The following is a 16,251-nucleotide window of genomic DNA, read 5'->3' on the forward strand; positions in this document are numbered from 1 at the left end:
ACGGGTCGTCGAGGCATCCGTCGTTCGGGGCTGTGCGCCCTACTTCTTGGCGGCGAGCTGCTCGATGATCGCCTGGGAGACGTCCTTCATGGTGAGGCGTCGATCCATCGACGCCTTCTGGATCCAGCGGAACGCCTCGGGCTCGGAGAGGCCCATCTTCTCGTTGAGGAGGCCCTTGGCCCGGTCGACGAGCTTGCGGGTCTCGAAGCGCTCGACGAGGTCGCCGACCTCGGCCTCGAGCGCGATGATCTGCGCGTGGCGGGCCAGGGCGATCTCGATCGCGGGCAGGAGGTCGTTCGGCGTGAACGGCTTCACGACGTAGGCGAGCGCCCCCGCTTCGCTGGCGCGCTCGACGAGCTCCTTCTGGCTGAAGGCCGTGAGGAGCACGACCGGCGCGATGTGCCCCTTCGAGAGGCGCTCGGCGGCGGAGATGCCGTCGAGCTGGGGCATCTTGACGTCCATGATGACGAGATCGGGTCGGAGCTCGGTGGCGAGCGCCACGGCGGTCTCGCCGTCACCCGCCTCGCCGACGACCTCGAAGCCGTTGTCGCGCAGGATCTCGACGATGTCGAGGCGGATGAGCGACTCATCCTCCGCCACGACCACGCGGCGCGGAGCTGCCGGCTGAGTTGATTCGGTGTCTGTCACGGAGGAAAGCCTACGGTATTCTGGGCGAGGCCTCTGGCCGGTGTGGCGGAATGGCAGACGCGGAGCACTCAAAATGCTTTGCCCGAAAGGGCGTGTGGGTTCGACCCCCACCACCGGCACCGTACCGATCCTCGCCCGGGATCACCTCTCAGGCAGCGCCGCGAGCCGCGCGAAGCGACGTTCCCCGAGCGCTCGCGGGCGCAGGCCGAGGACGACCTCGGCGACGCGCCCCCATCGTCCGGACGACGCCCCGGATGGCGGTCTCGTCGACCGTCGGCGTCCACGTGGCATCCCGGCCCGTGCACGGGCGAACGCAGAAGGAGCCGATCCTCGCGGACCGGCTCCTTCGGGCGTCGGTTAGAGCACCTCGCCGACGACGTGCACGCGCACGTCGTTCGTGGTGCCGGGGATCCCGGGAGGGGATCCCGAGATGATGACGACCTTCTCACCCTTGACGGCCTTGCCGGTCTTGGCGAGCGCCTCGTCGACCTGGCCGACCATCTGGTCGGTGTGGGTGACGCGCGAGACGACGAACGACTCGACGCCCCAGTTGAGCGCCATGCGACGACGGATCGCGGGGTCGGGCGTGAAGGCGAGGATGGGGATCTTCGACCGGAGGCGCGTCATGCGACGCACCGTCTCGCCCGACTCGGTGAAGACGCAGAGGTACTTCGCCTCGACGAAGTCGGCGACCTCGACGGCGGCCGCGGTGATCGCGCCCGACTGGGTGCGCGGCTTCGTGCCGAGCGGGGCGATGCGGTCGAGGCCGTGCTGCTCGGTCGACTCGACGATGCGCGCCATGGTCTGCACCGTGATGACCGGATACTCGCCCACGCTCGTCTCGCCCGAGAGCATGACCGCGTCGGCGCCGTCGAGCACGGCGTTCGCGACATCGGAGGTCTCGGCGCGCGTCGGGACCGGGCTGTGGATCATCGACTCGAGCATCTGCGTCGCGACGATGACGGGCTTCGCGAGCCGGCGCGCGATCTCGACGGCCCGCTTCTGCACGATCGGCACCGCCTCGAGCGGGAGCTCGACGCCGAGGTCGCCGCGTGCGACCATGACCGCGTCGAACGCCTCGGTGATCTCCTCGAGCGCGTCGACGGCCTGCGGCTTCTCGACCTTGGCGACGACCGGCACGCGACGGCCGACCTCGTCCATGATCTCGTGCACACGCGTGATGTCGGCGGCGTTGCGAACGAACGACAGCGCGATGAGGTCGGCGCCGAGTTCGAGGCCCCAACGGAGATCGGCCTCGTCCTTCTCGGAGAGGGCGGGCACGTTGACCGCGACGCCGGGCAGGTTGATGCCCTTGTTGTTCGAGACGGGGCCGGCGACGACGACCTTGGTCGTCACGACCGTGCCGTCGGTCTCGACGACCTCGACGCGGACCTTGCCGTCGTCGATCAGGAGGAAGTCGCCCGCCTTCACGTCCTGCGGGAGGCCCTTGAAGGTCGTGCCGACGATCTCCTTCGTGCCGAGGATGTCTTCGGTGGTGATCTTGAAGATGTCGCCCTCGGCGAGCTCGTGGGGCCCGTCGGCGAACTTGCCGAGACGGATCTTCGGCCCCTGCAGGTCGACGAGGACGGCGACCGCGCGACCCGAGTCGCTCGCCGCCTTCCGCACGTTCTGGTAGACGCCCTCGTGGACGTCGTAGGTGCCGTGGCTGAGGTTCATCCGCGCGACGTCGACGCCCGCATCGATGATCGCCCGGATCTGCTCGTAGCTCGATGTCGCCGGCCCGAGGGTGGCGACGATCTTCGCTCGTCTCATGTGTTTGTGCTCCCGGTGTTCCGCGCCGAAGCGCTGGTGTTGGTACGGAGACGCGCCGACGGCGCGCCGGGTCAGACGGCGAACGCGCGCGCGTTCGCCGGGATCGGGCTCGGCAGCGAGGTCTCGCCTTCAAGGTACCGGTCGACGGCCGCGGCCGCAGCCCGGCCCTCGGCGATCGCCCAGACGATGAGGGACTGCCCGCGCCCGGCGTCGCCGGCCACGAACACGCCCGGCTGCGCCGTCGCGTACGCCGCATCGCGGTCGAGGTTGCCGCGGTCGGTGACGGTCAGTTCGAGCTGCTCGTCGAGTTCGTGGCTCTCGGGGCCGGTGAAGCCGAGCGCCAGCAGCACGAGATCGGCAGGGATCTCGCGCTCGGTGCCCGCCTTCGGCACGCGACGGCCGTCGAGGTACTCGGTCTCGGCGACCCGGATGGCCCGGAGCTCGCCCGAGTCGTTCGCGACGAACTCGACCGTCGAGACGAGGTACTCGCGGCGGCCGCCCTCCTCGTGGGCGCTCTGCACCTCGAAGACGGTCGGGTGCATCGGCCACGGCTGATGGTCGGGGCGCGCCTCCCCGGGCTGCTTGCCGATCGCGAGGTTCGTCACCGACAGCGCGCCCTGACGGTGCGCGGTGCCGATGCAGTCGGCACCCGTGTCGCCGCCGCCCAGGACGACGACGTGCTTGCCCTCGGCCGAGATCTGGTCGAAGACCTCGTCGCCCGCGACATGGCGGTTCGACTGCACGAGGTACTCCATCGCGAAGTGCACGCCGGGCAGGTCGCGCCCGGGGATCGGCAGGTCGCGCGGCACCATGGCGCCGGTGGCGATCACCACGGCGTCGTAGCGCTCGCGCAGCTGGTCCCACGTGATGTCGACGCCGATGTTCATGCCGGCGCGGAAGCGCGTGCCCTCGGCCGTCATCTGCGCGAGGCGCGCCTCGAGGTGCTTCTTCTCCATCTTGAAGTCGGGGATGCCGTAGCGCAGCAGACCGCCGATGCGGTCGTCGCGTTCGAACACCGCGACCGTGTGGCCGGCGCGGGTGAGCTGCTGCGCCGCGGCGAGCCCAGCGGGCCCCGAGCCGACCACGGCGACCGTCTTGCCGGTCAGGCGGCCCGGGGGCTGCGGCTGCACCCAGCCGCTGCCGAACGCCTGGTCGATGATCGAGACCTCGACCTGCTTGATCGTGACGGCCGGCTGGTTGATGCCGAGCACGCACGCCGACTCGCACGGCGCCGGGCAGAGCCGCCCGGTGAACTCGGGGAAGTTGTTGGTCGCGTGCAGCCGCTCGATGGCGGCGCGGCCCTCGCCCCGGTACATGAGGTCGTTCCACTCGGGGATGAGGTTGCCGAGGGGGCATCCCTGGTGGCAGAACGGGATGCCGCAGTCCATGCAGCGGCCGGCCTGCCGGCGGAGCTGCGCCGGGTCGCCCTGCTCGTAGACCTCCTTGAAGTCCATGATGCGGACCGGGACGGGCCGCCGCTTGGGCAGCTCGCGCTCGGTGACCTTCAGAAAGCCCTTGGGGTCAGCCATTCTTCACCTCCAGGGTGGTCGTCGAGGCGGCACGCAGCCGCAAGATTGCGAGGTCAGCCATTGGTGACCTCCGGGCTTTCGTCGATGCCGCGCGAGACCAGACCTTCGTCCCGTCAGCCATTGGTGACCTCCAGGATTCGGGACCAGACGACGTCGCCGTCGGGGTCGAGGCCCTCGTCGACGGCGCTCTGGCGGGTACGGAGCACGGCCGCGTAGTCGCGCGGCAGCACCTTGGTGAAGCGGTCGAACCCGGCGTCGCCCTCGGCGAGGAGGGCTGCGGCGACCGCAGAGTCGGTCTCGGCGACGTGCTGCTCGAGCAGGTCGCGGACGATCTCGCGGTCGGCGCTGCCGAGCGGGAGGAGCTCGAGTTCGCCGCTGGTGAGCGACTCGCGGTTGACCCGCTCCTCGCGGAGGCCGAGGACGTACGCGGTGCCGCCCGACATGCCGGCGCCGAGGTTGCGCCCGGTCTCGCCGAGGATGACGGCCAGGCCGCCCGTCATGTACTCGAGGGCGTGGTCGCCGACGCCCTCGACGACCGCGGTCGCTCCGGAGTTGCGCACGAGGAAGCGCTCGCCCACGATGCCGCGGATGAACATGCTGCCGCGCGTCGCGCCGTAGCCGATGACGTTGCCGGCGATGACGTTGCGCTCGGCGACGAAGCCGCTGTCGCGCGACGGACGGACGACGATGCGTCCGCCGGAGAGCCCCTTGCCGACGTAGTCGTTCGAGTCGCCCTCGAGTCGCAGCGTGATGCCGCTCGGCATGAAGGCCCCGAGCGACTGCCCCGCCGACCCGGTGAGGGTGACGTCGATCGATCCGGCCGGAAGCCCCTGCTCGCCGTGGCGGGCGGTGACCTCGTGGCCGAGCATGGTGCCGACGGCGCGCTCGGTGTTCTTGATCGGTAGCGCGATCTCGATCGCCCCGCCCTCGTCGAGCACGATGCCGCTGCGGCGGATCAGCTCGTTGTCGAAGTGCTCGTCGAGCTCGTGGTCCTGGGCGCGGGCGTTGCGGCGCGGCTCGGACTCCGAGAAGTCGGGGCCGACGAGCACCGGGGTCAGATCGAGGCCGGACGCCTTCCAGTGGTCGAGCGCGCGGTCGACGTCGAGCAGTTCGCGGCGGCCGATGATCTCGTCGAGCGAGCGGTAGCCGAGCTCCGCGAGGTACTCGCGCACCTCCTGGGCGATGAACTCGAAGAAGTTCACGACGAACTCGGGCTTGCCCGAGAACCGCTTGCGCAGCTCGGGGTTCTGCGTCGCGACGCCCACGGGGCACGTGTCGAGGTGGCAGACACGCATCATGACGCAGCCCTCGACGACGAGCGGGGCGGTGGCGAAGCCGAACTCCTCGGCGCCGAGCAGCGCACCGATGACGACGTCGCGCCCGGTCTTCAGCTGGCCGTCGACCTGCACGACGACGCGGTCGCGCATGCCGTTCAGCATGAGCGTCTGCTGCGTCTCGGCGAGGCCGAGCTCCCACGGGGTGCCCGCGTGCTTCAGCGAGTTCAACGGGCTCGCACCCGTGCCGCCGTCGTGGCCGGAGACGAGGATCACGTCGGAGAGCGCCTTCGCGACGCCCGCGGCGACCGCGCCGATACCCGACTGGCTGACGAGCTTCACGTGGATGCGCGCCTTCGGGTTCGCGCGCTTGAGGTCGAAGATGAGCTGCTTGAGGTCTTCGATCGAGTAGATGTCGTGGTGCGGCGGCGGCGAGATCAGGCCGACGCCGGCGGTCGCATGACGCGTCCGCGCGACCCAGGGGTAGACCTTCGTCGGTGGCAGCTGACCGCCCTCGCCGGGCTTCGCGCCCTGTGCGAGCTTGATCTGGATGTCGTCGGCGTGGGTCAGGTACATGCTCGTCACGCCGAAGCGGCCCGAGGCGACCTGCTTGATCGCGCTGCGGCGCTCGGGGTCGAGCAGGCGGTCGAGGTCCTCGCCGCCCTCGCCGGTGTTCGACTTCGCGCCGAGCCGGTTCATCGCGATCGCGAGCGTCTCGTGCGCCTCCTTCGAGATCGAGCCGTAGCTCATCGCGCCGGTGGAGAAGCGCTTCACGATGGAAGCCACCGACTCGACGTCGTCGATCGGCACCGCGGGGCGCATGCCCGTGCGCAGCGCGAACATGCCGCGGAGGGTCGCGAGCTCCTCGGCCTGCGAGTCGACGAGGGAGGTGTACTCGCGGAAGACGTCGTAGCGACGGTTGCGCGTCGAGTGCTGGAGCCGGAACACCGTCTCGGGGTTGAACAGGTGCGGCGAGCCGTCGCGGCGCCACTGGTACTCGCCGCCCGTCGCCAGACGCTCGTGCGCGCGCACCGCGGCGTCCTGGGGGTAGGCCTTCGAGTGGCGGTCGAGGTTCTCGGCCGCGATCACGTCCAGGCCGACGCCGCCGAGCTTCGAGGTCGTGCCGGTGAAGTACTCCTCGATGAACTCCTTCGAGAGACCGACCGCCTCGAAGGCCTGGGCGCCCGCGTACGACGAGATCGTCGAGACGCCCATCTTCGACATGATCTTCAGCACGCCCTTGCCGAGCGCCTTGATGACGTTGTGCACGGCGTCTTCGGGGGTGATGCCGCTGATGACGCCGGCGCGGACGAGGTCCTCGCAGCTCTCCATGGCGAGGTACGGGTTCACCGCGGAGGCGCCGTAGCCGACCAGCAGCGCGATGTGGTGCACCTCGCGGACGTCGCCGGCCTCGACCACGAGCCCGACCTTCATGCGGTTCTCGGCGCGGATGAGGTGGTGGTGCACGGCCGAGAGCATGAGGAGCGACGGGATCGGCGCCAGGTCCTTGTTGGAGTCGCGGTCGGAGAGCACGATGAACTTCGCACCCTGCTCGATCGCCTCGTCGACCTCGTCGCACATCGCGGCGAGGCGGTCGCGCATGGCGTCGGGACCCTCGTCGAAGCGGTAGAGGCCCCGGACGGTCACCGTGGTGCGGCGACCCGGCATCGGGTCGATGTGCACGATCTTCGCGAGCTCGTCGTTGTCGATCACCGGGAAGGTGAGCGAGACCTGGCGTGCATGCTCGGGGCCCGCGTCGAGCAGGTTGCGCTCGGGCCCGAGCGAGGTGCCGAGCGAGGTGACGACCGCCTCGCGGATCGAGTCGAGCGGCGGGTTCGTGACCTGTGCGAACTGCTGCGTGAAGTAGTCGAACAGGAGGCGGGGGCGCTTCGACAGCACCGCGATCGGCGTGTCGGAGCCCATGGCCCCGAGCGGCTCCTGCCCCGTGCGCGCCATCGGCGCGAGCAGGATCTTCACCTCTTCCTCGGTGTAGCCGAAGGTGCGCTGGCGACGGTTCACCGACGCCGGCGGGTGCACGATGTGCTCGCGCTCGGGCAGCTCGGCGAGGCGGATGCGACCTTCGTCGAGCCATTCGGCCCACGGCGCGGACGACTCGAGCTGCGACTTGATCTCGTCGTCCTCGATGAGGCGGCCCGCCTCGGTGTCGACGAGGAACATGCGGCCCGGCTGGAGCCGCCCCTTGCGCACGATGCGCGACTGCTCGAGGTCGAGCACCCCGATCTCGCTCGCGAGCACGACGAGGCCGTCGTCGGTGACGACGTAGCGGCCGGGGCGGAGCCCGTTGCGGTCGAGCGTCGCGCCGACGAGCGTGCCGTCGGTGAAGACGATCGCCGCGGGTCCGTCCCACGGCTCCATGAGCATCGAGTGGTACTCGTAGAACGCCCGCCGCTCGGGGGTCAGCTCGGTCTGGTTCTCCCAGGCCTCGGGCACCATCATCATGATCGCGTGCGGGAGGCTGCGGCCGGCGAGCGTGAGCAGCTCGACGACCTCGTCGAAGGAGGCCGAGTCGCTCGCGCCCGGCGTCACGATCGGGAGGATCGGGCCGAGGTCGCCGAGCAGCTCGGACTCGAGCTGGGACTGGCGGGCCCGCATCCAGTTGCGGTTGCCCTGGATCGTGTTGATCTCGCCGTTGTGCGCGATCATGCGGAAGGGCTGCGCGAGCGGCCACGACGGGAAGGTGTTCGTCGAGTACCGAGAGTGCACGAGCGCGAGCTTCGAGGCGAAGCGCTCGTCGGAGAGGTCGGGGTAGAACGGCTCGAGCTGGAGCGTCGTGACCATGCCCTTGTAGACCATCGTGCGGCACGACAGCGACGCGAAGTACAGCTCGAGCTCGCGCTCGGCGCGCTTGCGGAACCGGAACGCGAGCCGGTCGAGCGCGATGCCCTCGAGCCGCGCGCCGGTCGACGTCGTTGCGCTCGACTGCAGGAACAGCTGCTGCACCGCCGGCATCGCCGCGCGTGCCAGCGTGCCGAGCTCTTCGGGCCGCACGGGCACCTCGCGCCAGCCGAGCACTTCGAGGCCCTCGGATGCCGCGAGCTCGGCGAGCTGGCGCTTGACGGAGCTGCGGGTGGTCGGGTCGACCGGCAGGAACGCGTTGCCGACGACGTAGGAGCCCGCCGCGGGCAGCGGGAACGCCGCGACGGCGCGCAGGAACTCGTCGGGGATCTGCGTCACGATGCCCGCGCCGTCGCCCGTGCCCGCGTCGGAGCCGACGGCACCGCGGTGCTCGAGGTGGCGCAGGGCGTCGAGCGCGGCGGTGATGATGTCGTGCCCCGCGGTGCCGCGGAGCGTGGCGACCATCGCGAGGCCGCAGGCGTCTTTCTCGGCGGCGGGGTCGTACATGCCCTGGGCAGGCGGAGTCGTTCCGAACCGCGAGAAGGGTGGGGTGAGCGACACAGGGACCGTCCTCATCTTGAACTGGAAGCGGGGACGCCATCGGCCCTACACGGGGATGTCACGACGCATGGTGCGGCGTCGCTTCGGAGAACGTGGTGTGGGGCGGCCTGCCTACGAGGTGGAACGGCTCGGGCTTGTGGCCGCCGTCTCGCCCAGGGATTCGTTCTCACCCTCGACGCCGTCGTCGAGAGAGTCTGAGTCGGACTCGATTTCGTCTGAGTCTACCTCAGCGTCGGGGCCCTTCCATTCACGTCCGGGCACGTACGGGCTCGGCTCGATTCCGGTGTGCCGGCGGGACTGCACGAAGAGGATGACGATGCCGAGCACGACCGCTGCGAGCGACGCCCAGACGTTCACGCGGATGCCGAGGAACATCTCGCTCGGGTCGACGCGGATGGACTCGAAGAAGGAACGGCCGAGGCCGTACCAGATCAGGTAGACGGCGAAGGCCTTGCCCCAGCGCAGGTTGACCCGGCGCTCGAGGAGCACGATGAGCGCCGCACCCGCGAGGTTCCAGACGAGTTCGTAGAGGAAGGTCGGGTGGAAGAGCGTGCCCTCGGCGAGGCCCTGCGGCCAGGCCGGGTTGGTCGACTCGATCTCGAGGCCCCAGGGCAGGTCGGTGGGGGCGCCGTAGAGCTCGTGGTTGAACCAGTTGCCGAGGCGGCCGATCGCCTGCGCGACGAGCAGGCCGGGGGCGAGCGCGTCGGCGAAGGTCAGGAAGCGGATGCCGGTGAAGCGGCAGCCGATGACGACACCGACCGCGCCGCCGATGAGGGCGCCGTAGATCGCGTTGCCGCCCTCCCAGATGTTCCAGATCGCTCCGGGCTCGAATGGGTTCCAGACGTTGGCGCCCTCGTAGAAGTAGTCGTCGGGGTGCGTCAGCACGTGGTACAGCCGGGCGCCGATGATGCCGAGCGGCACCGCCCACAGGGCGATGTCGAGCACGATGCCGGGCTCGGCGCCGCGCTTCGTGAGGCGGCGCGAGGTGATCACCACGGCGAGGATGATGCCGACGAGGATGCACAGCGCATACGTGTTGATGCTGAGCTGCAACCCGAACAGGTTGATCTCCCAGGCCTGCCACTCGTAGTCGGGACTCGGAATGCTGAGCGGTGCAATCACTCGGGGTGCTGCCTTTCCTCGGGAGAAACGTCGGCCGCGTGGGCCTCAGTCAGCGTACTTCACTCGGCGCGCGTGCCGCGCGCGAGCTCGGCGGCGAGCTCGCCCGCCGCCTGCACCCCGCCGTCGGCGAGGGCCTTCACGAGTGCGGAGCCCACGATCGCGCCCTCGGCGTACTCGAGCACCTCGCTCACCTGCGCGGCCGTCGAGATGCCGAGACCGACGCAGCTGGCCGGCGCGCCGGCCTCCTGCAGCCGGGCCACGAGCGTGCGCGCGGCGTCGTCGACGTCGCTGCGGGCGCCGGTGATGCCCATGGTCGACACAGCGTAGACGAACCCTCGGCTCGCCTCCACGGCCTGCGCGATGCGCACGTCGCTCGAGGTCGGTGCGGCGAGGAACACGCGGTCGAGCCCCGTGCGCTCGGAGGCGGCGATCCAGTCGGCGCCCTCGTCGGGGATGAGGTCGGGGGTGATGAGCCCCGCTCCCCCGGCTGCGGCCAGGTCGTCGGCGAAGCGCTCGACGCCGTACTGCACGACGGGGTTCCAGTAGGTCATGATCAGCACCGGGGCATCCACCCGCTCGGTGACGCGACGCACCGCCTCGAAGCCGTCGGCGAGGCGGAAGCCGTTCGCGAGCGCCTGCTGGGTGGCCGCCTGGATGACGGGGCCGTCCATGACGGGGTCGGAGTACGGGAGCCCGAGCTCGAGCACGTCGACGCCGTTCTCGACGAGCGCGACCGCCGCGTCGACGCTCTCGTCGAGCGTCGGGAAGCCGACCGGCAGGTAGCCGATGAGGGCACCGGATGCCTCGGCGTTGCGCCGCGCGATGACCGGGCCGACCGTGTTGCGAGCGGTCATGCGCCGGCCTCCTCGTCGTACAGCTCGAAGTACCGGGCTGCGGTGTCCATGTCCTTGTCGCCGCGACCCGAGAGGTTCACGAGGATCGTGGCGTCGGGGCCGAGCTCGCGGCCGAGCACGAGCGTGCCCGCGAGCGCGTGCGACGACTCGATCGCCGGGATGATGCCCTCGGTGCGGGTGAGCAGGCGCAGCGCCTGCATCGCGGCGTCGTCGGTGACGGGCCGGTACTGCGCGCGCCCGATCGCGGCGAGCCACGAGTGCTCGGGGCCGACGCCGGGGTAGTCGAGGCCTGCCGAAATCGAGTGCGACTCGATCGTCTGGCCGTCGTCGTCCTGGAGCATGTAGCTGCGGGCGCCGTGGAGCACGCCCGGGCGGCCCTTCGTGATCGTCGCCGCGTGCCGCGGGGTTTCGACGCCCTCGCCGCCGGCCTCGAAGCCGTACAGGCCGACGCCCTCGTCGTCGAGGAAGGCGTGGAAGATGCCGATCGCGTTCGACCCTCCGCCGACGCACGCCGTCACGGCGGTCGGCAGCGCACCGGTGAGGTCGAGCACCTGCTGGCGCGCCTCCTCGCCGATGATCTTCTGGAAGTCGCGCACCATCTCGGGGAACGGGTGCGGGCCGGCGACGGTGCCGAAGATGTAGTTGGTCGTCGCGACGTTCGTGACCCAGTCGCGCATGGCCTCGTTGATCGCGTCCTTCAGGGTGCGCGAGCCGGCCTTCACGGCGATGACCTCGGCGCCGAGCAGGCGCATGCGCGCCACGTTCAGCGCCTGGCGTTCGGTGTCGACCTCGCCCATGTAGATGGTGCAGTCGAGCCCGAAGAGCGCGGCCGCCGTCGCGGTCGCGACGCCGTGCTGGCCCGCGCCGGTCTCGGCGATGACACGCTGCTTGCCGATGCGCTTCGTGAGCAGCGCCTGCCCGAGCACGTTGTTGATCTTGTGCGAACCGGTGTGGTTCAGGTCTTCGCGCTTCAGGATGATGCGCGCGCCGCCCGCGTGCTTCGCGAAGCGGGGCACCTCGGTGATGATCGAGGGGCGCCCGGTGTAGCTGCGGCCGAGCTCGGCGAGCTCGGCGCCGAACGCCGGGTCGAGCCTGGCGAGGTCGTAGGCCTCGCCGAGCTCGTCGAGGGCGGCGACCAGGGATTCGGGCACGAAGCGCCCGCCGAAGTCGCCGAAGTACGGACCGGTCTGCGCGCGAAGCGCCATGTCACACCGCCAGGAAAGCTGAGAGGTTGGCAATCGGGTCGCCCGTGACGAGCGCCTCGCCGACGAGCACGACGTCGGCACCCGACGCCCGGTAGTGCGCGACGTCGGCGGGCGAGAGCACCGCCGACTCGGCCACGCGGATCGCGCCCTCGGGGAAGCGATCGGCGAGGCGGCCGAAGAGGTCGCGATCGAGCTCGAAGCTCGAGAGGTCGCGGGCGTTCACGCCGATCAGGCGTGCGCCGAGCGCGGCCGCACGGTCGAGCTCGTCGGCCGAGTGCGTCTCGACGAGCGGCGTCATGCCGAGCGAGACGATGAGGTCGAAGAGCTCGCGGAGGGTCGCGTCGTCGAGGGCGGCGACGATGAGGAGCACGAGGTCGGCGCCGGCGGCGCGGGCCTCGAACACCTGGTACGGCGTCGCGATGAAGTCCTTGCGGAGCACCGGCAGTGCGACCGCGGCGCGCACAGACTCGAGGTCGGCGAGCGAGCCTCCGAACTTGCGCCCCTCGGTGAGCACGCTGATCGCGCTCGCGCCGCCGAGCTCGTAGCTGCGGGCGAGCGCCGCCGGATCGGCGATCGTCGCCAGCGCACCCCGCGAGGGGCTCGAGCGCTTAATCTCGGCGATCACCTTGACGTGCGACGTGGGGCGCAGCGCCTCGAGCGCGTCGAGCGCAGAAGGACGGGCGAGCGCCGCGGCCTCGACCTCGGCGAGCGGCCGGCTCTCACGGCGTGCGACCGCATCGGCGACCGCGTTCGCCGTCAGTTCGGCCAGCACTTAGTGCGCCTTTTCAGCGACCTTCGAGCCGCCGACGCCGTAGCCGGCACGGGCGAGCACCCAGCCGACGAGGAGACCGACGACGAGGAGACCGGCCGACGCCCAGACGAGCCACTGCGCCTCGAAGAAGAAGGCGACCGTGCCGACCACGAACGCGACGAGCATGATGGTGACGGCGGTCCATGCCGCGGGCGAGTGTCCGTGGCCGGGGTCTGCGGTCTCAGTGCTCATGTTGCTCCTTCGTGCGGGGGTTTCGCCCGCCAGTCTAGCGGTTCGGTTCGGGGTCGTTCGTGTCATCGGTCGGGTCGTCGCCGCGGCTGAGCTCGTCCCAGTCGTCGATCGCGCGGTCGGATGCCGCGCGCTCCGGCGCGTCGGAGGCGGCGCCTGCTGCGGCGCCGGCGCCGTCGGCGGGCTCGAGGCCGCTGCGGTAGCGGCGGGTCGATGCCGGCCAGCGGGTTCCCGTCACGAGCACGACGAGTCCGGCGAGCACGACGAGGACGCCGGCGACGATCGCGACGGTCGGCCAGACGGTCGCGACGGCGGTGCCGACGAGGTCTGCGGTCGGCGCGGAGCCCGCGACGCCGGTCGCCTCGGTCACGGAGGCGGAGACGGCGCCGACGGGGTCGCCGAGCGAGAGCGAGGCGGCGAGCACGAGGCATCCGCCGAGCAGCACCTCGAGCACGCCGAGCACGATCCGGATTCCGGGCCCCGCCAGCGCGAGCGCCGCGGCGAGGGCGAGTCCGGCGAGCGAGAGGGCGGCGATGGCGGGCGAGGCGACGCTGCCGGGCACGGCGATGACCTCGGCGCTGACGTGTGCGCCGGCGCCGCTCGCGAGCACGAGGTCGAACCAGGTCTGGCTCCACGCGAGCAGGCCGAGCCCGGCCCCGAGGATCGTCAGGACGATCGCGGGCAGCTTCATGCGTGCGCGGCTCACGGGCGGGCCCTCCGCATCGCGTTCGCGACCGCGACCGCGCGCAGCGGCGCCGCGGCCTTGTTGCGCGACTCCTCGAACTCGCTGGCCGGATCCGAGTCGGCCACGAGCCCGGCGCCGGCCTGCACCCGGGCGACGCCGCCCGAGATCGTCGCCGTGCGGATCGCGATCGCGAGATCGGCGTCGCCGCCGAAGCCGAAGTAGCCGACCACTCCCCCGTAGAGCCCGCGCTGGGCGGGTTCGAGCTCGTCGATGATCTCGAGCGCGCGCGGCTTCGGCGCACCCGACAGGGTGCCGGCGGGGAACGTGGCCCGGAACACCTCGATGGCGTTGGTGCCCGGCACGAGGTCGCCCTCGACCGAGGAGACGAGGTGCATGATGTGGCTGAAGCGCTCGACCCGCATGAACTCGGTCACCTCGACCGAGCCGGCGGCGCACACCTTCGCGAGGTCGTTGCGCGCGAGGTCGACGAGCATGAGGTGCTCGGCCTGCTCCTTGGGGTCGGCGATGAGCTCCGACTCGAGGTCCGCGTCCTCCTCGGGGGTCGCGCCGCGCGGCTTCGACCCGGCGATGGGGTGGGTGAACACGCGGCCGTCCTGCACCTTGACGAGCGCCTCCGGCGACGAGCCGACGATCCAGTACGGCTCGCCCTCGGCGTCGTCGAGGTGCACGAAGTACATGTACGGGCTCGGGTTGAGGCTGCGCAGCACCCGGTAGACGTCGATCGCGGGCGCCGTCGCCTCGTGCTCGAAGCGCTGCGAGATGACCACCTGGAACACGTCGCCGTCGCGGATGAAGTCCTTCGAACGATCGACCGCCGCGAGGAAGTCGGCCTCCTCGGTGCGGTGCGTCGGCGAGGCACGACGGCCGAGGTCGATCTCGGCGAGCCACGCCTCGGCGGGCTCCGCGAGCCCGCGCTGCATCCCGTCGAGCCGCACCTGGGCCTCGCGCCAGAGCTCGTCGGCGGAGGCGCCGGCGTCGTTCAGCGCGGAGGCGATGAGCTGCACGGTGCCGGTGCGGTGATCGATCACGACGAGCTCGGCGACGAACGAGAACGCCTGCCCCGGCATCGACGACTCGGCGGGCGGCCGGTTCGGCAGGTGCTCGATCTGGCGCACGGCCTCCCAGCCGATGAAGCCCACGAGGCCGCCGGTGAGCGGCGGCGCGCCCGGGACGTCCTCGGTCTGCCAGCGCTCGAAGAGCGCCTCGAGCGCCGCGAGCGGCGGCAGGGCGGATGCCTCGCCGAGCGCCCGCTCGGCCGACAGCCCGTAGTCCTGCCAGACGACCGCATCGTCGTGCTCGGTGAGCACGCCGTACGACGAGACCCCCACGAACGAGTAGCGCGACCAGATGCCGCCCTGCTCGGCCGACTCCAGCAGGAAGGTGCCGGGGCGGCCCTGCGCGAGCTTGCGGTAGATGCCGACGGGCGTCTCGCCGTCGGCGAAGAGCTCGCGCACGACGGGAACGACCCGTCGACCGGTCAAGAGCGCGCTGAACTCCTCGAACGTCGTCGTGGCGGCGGTCATCGTGTCTCCTCGTCGCGTCGTCGGTGTCGGGCGTGCGGTTCGTGCATGCTGGTCGGCGTGCCGCCGAGTCAGTCGACCGGCGGGCTGCCCGCGACGACCGCGATCGGGTCGCCGTCGAAGCAGGTGCGGGTGCCCGTGTGGCAGGCGGCGCCGATCTGCTCGACCTTCACCAGCAGGGTATCGGCGTCGCAGTCGAGGGCTGCCTCGCGCACGTACTGGGCGTGCCCCGAGGTGTCGCCCTTGCGCCAGTACTCCTGGCGCGAACGCGACCAGAACGTGACGCGGCCCTCGGTGAGGGTGCGGCGCAGCGCCTCGCGATCCATCCAGCCGAGCATGAGCATCTCGCCCGTGTCCCACTGCTGGATGACGGCGGGCAGCAGCCCCTGCTCGTTGAAGACGGCGCGTTCGAGCGCCTGCTCGGCCGTCGAGACTCCGCTCATCGGACGATCCTCCCGTCGTCGGCGAGGGCGCGCTTGACCTCGCCGATCGTCACCTCGCCGTTGTGGAAGACGCTCGCCGCGAGCACCGCGTCGGCGCCGGCCGCGATCGCCGGCGCGAAGTCGGCCACCCGGCCCGCTCCGCCCGAGGCGATGACCGGCACGGTCGAGAGCTCGTGCATGAGCCCGGTGAGCTCGAGGTCGAACCCGGCCTTCGTGCCGTCGGCGTCGATGGAGTTCACGAGCAGCTCGCCCGCGCCGAGCTCGATCGCCCGACGGGCCCAGTCGAGGGCGTCGAGCTCGGTCTCGGTGCGGCCACCGTGGGTCGTCACGACGAAGCCCGAGGGGGTGCGCCCGGAGCGCTTCACGTCGAGCGAGAGCACGCAGACCTGCGCGCCGAAGCGGTCGGCGATCTCGGCGATGAGCTCGGGGCGCGCGATCGCGGCGCTGTTCACGCCGATCTTGTCGGCGCCGTGGCCGAGCAGGCGCGCGACGTCGTCGGTGGAGCGCACTCCCCCGCCGACCGTCAGCGGGATGAACACCTGCTCGGCGACCCGCTGCACCATCTCGTAGGTGGTCGAACGGTCGTCGACGGTCGCGGTCACGTCGAGGAAGGTGAGCTCGTCTGCACCCTGCGCCGCATAGCGGGCCGCGAGCTCGACCGGGTCGCCGGCGTCGCGGAGATTCTGGAAGTTGACGCCCTTGACGACGCGGCCGTCAGCCACGTCGAGGCACGGGATGACACGGACGGCGAGGCTCATGC

The 16,251-nt window shown here is 71.0% G+C and carries 13 protein-coding genes and 1 tRNA gene; 1 reads left to right on the forward strand and 13 read right to left on the reverse strand.

From position 1 onward, the window contains the following. Nucleotides 1–39: 39 nt before the first annotated feature. Entirely contained in the window at nucleotides 40–648 is a 609-nt protein-coding gene (locus ACFVTR_RS11235) for an ANTAR domain-containing response regulator (RefSeq protein WP_022888030.1), read from the reverse strand. Between the two features lie 36 nt (nucleotides 649–684). Between ACFVTR_RS11235 and ACFVTR_RS11240 the strand changes: the two genes are divergently transcribed. Then, nucleotides 685–767 (forward strand) — tRNA-Leu (locus ACFVTR_RS11240). 238 nt (nucleotides 768–1,005) lie between these two features. Here the strand turns inward: ACFVTR_RS11240 and pyk are convergent. The 12 genes from pyk to hisF form a co-directional block, all read right to left on the reverse strand. Beyond that, nucleotides 1,006–2,421, reverse strand: a complete 1,416-nt coding sequence (gene pyk / locus ACFVTR_RS11245; RefSeq protein ID WP_387037319.1) for a pyruvate kinase — start codon at nucleotides 2,419–2,421, stop codon at nucleotides 1,006–1,008. 71 nt (nucleotides 2,422–2,492) lie between these two features. After that, nucleotides 2,493–3,950 carry a glutamate synthase subunit beta gene (locus ACFVTR_RS11250; protein WP_387037320.1) on the reverse strand — a complete coding sequence of 486 codons (1,458 nt, stop codon included), beginning with the start codon at nucleotides 3,948–3,950 and terminating at the stop codon, nucleotides 2,493–2,495. 113 nt (nucleotides 3,951–4,063) lie between these two features. Then, nucleotides 4,064–8,587, reverse strand: coding sequence for a glutamate synthase large subunit (gene gltB / locus ACFVTR_RS11255; protein ID WP_387037750.1), 4,524 nt, complete (start codon nucleotides 8,585–8,587; stop codon nucleotides 4,064–4,066). Between the two features lie 165 nt (nucleotides 8,588–8,752). Further along, on the reverse strand, nucleotides 8,753–9,763 hold the full coding sequence (gene lgt, locus ACFVTR_RS11260; RefSeq protein WP_387037321.1) for a prolipoprotein diacylglyceryl transferase: 1,011 nt from the start codon (nucleotides 9,761–9,763) through the stop codon (nucleotides 8,753–8,755). A 59-nt stretch (nucleotides 9,764–9,822) separates the two neighbouring features. Next, nucleotides 9,823–10,617, reverse strand: a complete 795-nt coding sequence (trpA, locus tag ACFVTR_RS11265) for a tryptophan synthase subunit alpha (RefSeq protein ID WP_387037323.1) — start codon at nucleotides 10,615–10,617, stop codon at nucleotides 9,823–9,825. After that, the gene (gene trpB / locus ACFVTR_RS11270; RefSeq protein ID WP_387037325.1) at nucleotides 10,614–11,822 is read right to left on the reverse strand and encodes a tryptophan synthase subunit beta; all 1,209 of its coding nucleotides are present in this window, start codon (nucleotides 11,820–11,822) and stop codon (nucleotides 10,614–10,616) included. Before trpB ends, trpA begins: the two co-directional genes overlap by 4 nt. A 1-nt stretch (nucleotide 11,823) precedes the next feature. After that, nucleotides 11,824–12,594, reverse strand: coding sequence for an indole-3-glycerol phosphate synthase TrpC (gene trpC, locus ACFVTR_RS11275; RefSeq protein WP_387037327.1), 771 nt, complete (start codon nucleotides 12,592–12,594; stop codon nucleotides 11,824–11,826). After that, nucleotides 12,595–12,825, reverse strand: coding sequence for a DUF6704 family protein (locus tag ACFVTR_RS11280; RefSeq protein WP_387037329.1), 231 nt, complete (start codon nucleotides 12,823–12,825; stop codon nucleotides 12,595–12,597). 34 nt (nucleotides 12,826–12,859) lie between these two features. Continuing rightward, nucleotides 12,860–13,528: a Trp biosynthesis-associated membrane protein gene (locus ACFVTR_RS11285; RefSeq protein ID WP_387037331.1), complete on the reverse strand. Its 669-nt coding sequence runs from the start codon at nucleotides 13,526–13,528 to the stop codon at nucleotides 12,860–12,862. Next, the gene (locus ACFVTR_RS11290; RefSeq protein ID WP_387037333.1) at nucleotides 13,525–15,051 is read right to left on the reverse strand and encodes an anthranilate synthase component I; all 1,527 of its coding nucleotides are present in this window, start codon (nucleotides 15,049–15,051) and stop codon (nucleotides 13,525–13,527) included. Before ACFVTR_RS11290 ends, ACFVTR_RS11285 begins: the two co-directional genes overlap by 4 nt. Nucleotides 15,052–15,119: 68 nt before the next feature. Beyond that, nucleotides 15,120–15,491, reverse strand: coding sequence for a phosphoribosyl-AMP cyclohydrolase (hisI, locus tag ACFVTR_RS11295; protein ID WP_387037335.1), 372 nt, complete (start codon nucleotides 15,489–15,491; stop codon nucleotides 15,120–15,122). Continuing rightward, nucleotides 15,488–16,249, reverse strand: a complete 762-nt coding sequence (hisF, locus tag ACFVTR_RS11300; protein WP_387037336.1) for an imidazole glycerol phosphate synthase subunit HisF — start codon at nucleotides 16,247–16,249, stop codon at nucleotides 15,488–15,490. Before hisF ends, hisI begins: the two co-directional genes overlap by 4 nt. Nucleotides 16,250–16,251 lie beyond the last annotated feature (2 nt).

The sequence above is a fragment of the Agromyces sp. NPDC058126 genome (assembly GCF_042884595.1).
Lineage (GTDB): Bacteria > Actinomycetota > Actinomycetes > Actinomycetales > Microbacteriaceae > Agromyces.

Coding starts and splice junctions, on each gene's coding strand:
- trpB (WP_387037325.1), bottom strand. CDS start 11,822: ATGGCGCTTCGCGCGCAGACCGGTCCGTACTTCGGCGACTTCGGCGGG.
- gltB (WP_387037750.1), bottom strand. CDS start 8,587: ATGTACGACCCCGCCGCCGAGAAAGACGCCTGCGGCCTCGCGATGGTC.
- ACFVTR_RS11280 (WP_387037329.1), bottom strand. CDS start 12,825: ATGAGCACTGAGACCGCAGACCCCGGCCACGGACACTCGCCCGCGGCA.
- ACFVTR_RS11250 (WP_387037320.1), bottom strand. CDS start 3,950: ATGGCTGACCCCAAGGGCTTTCTGAAGGTCACCGAGCGCGAGCTGCCC.
- ACFVTR_RS11290 (WP_387037333.1), bottom strand. CDS start 15,051: ATGACCGCCGCCACGACGACGTTCGAGGAGTTCAGCGCGCTCTTGACC.
- hisI (WP_387037335.1), bottom strand. CDS start 15,491: ATGAGCGGAGTCTCGACGGCCGAGCAGGCGCTCGAACGCGCCGTCTTC.
- hisF (WP_387037336.1), bottom strand. CDS start 16,249: ATGAGCCTCGCCGTCCGTGTCATCCCGTGCCTCGACGTGGCTGACGGC.
- pyk (WP_387037319.1), bottom strand. CDS start 2,421: ATGAGACGAGCGAAGATCGTCGCCACCCTCGGGCCGGCGACATCGAGC.
- trpA (WP_387037323.1), bottom strand. CDS start 10,617: ATGACCGCTCGCAACACGGTCGGCCCGGTCATCGCGCGGCGCAACGCC.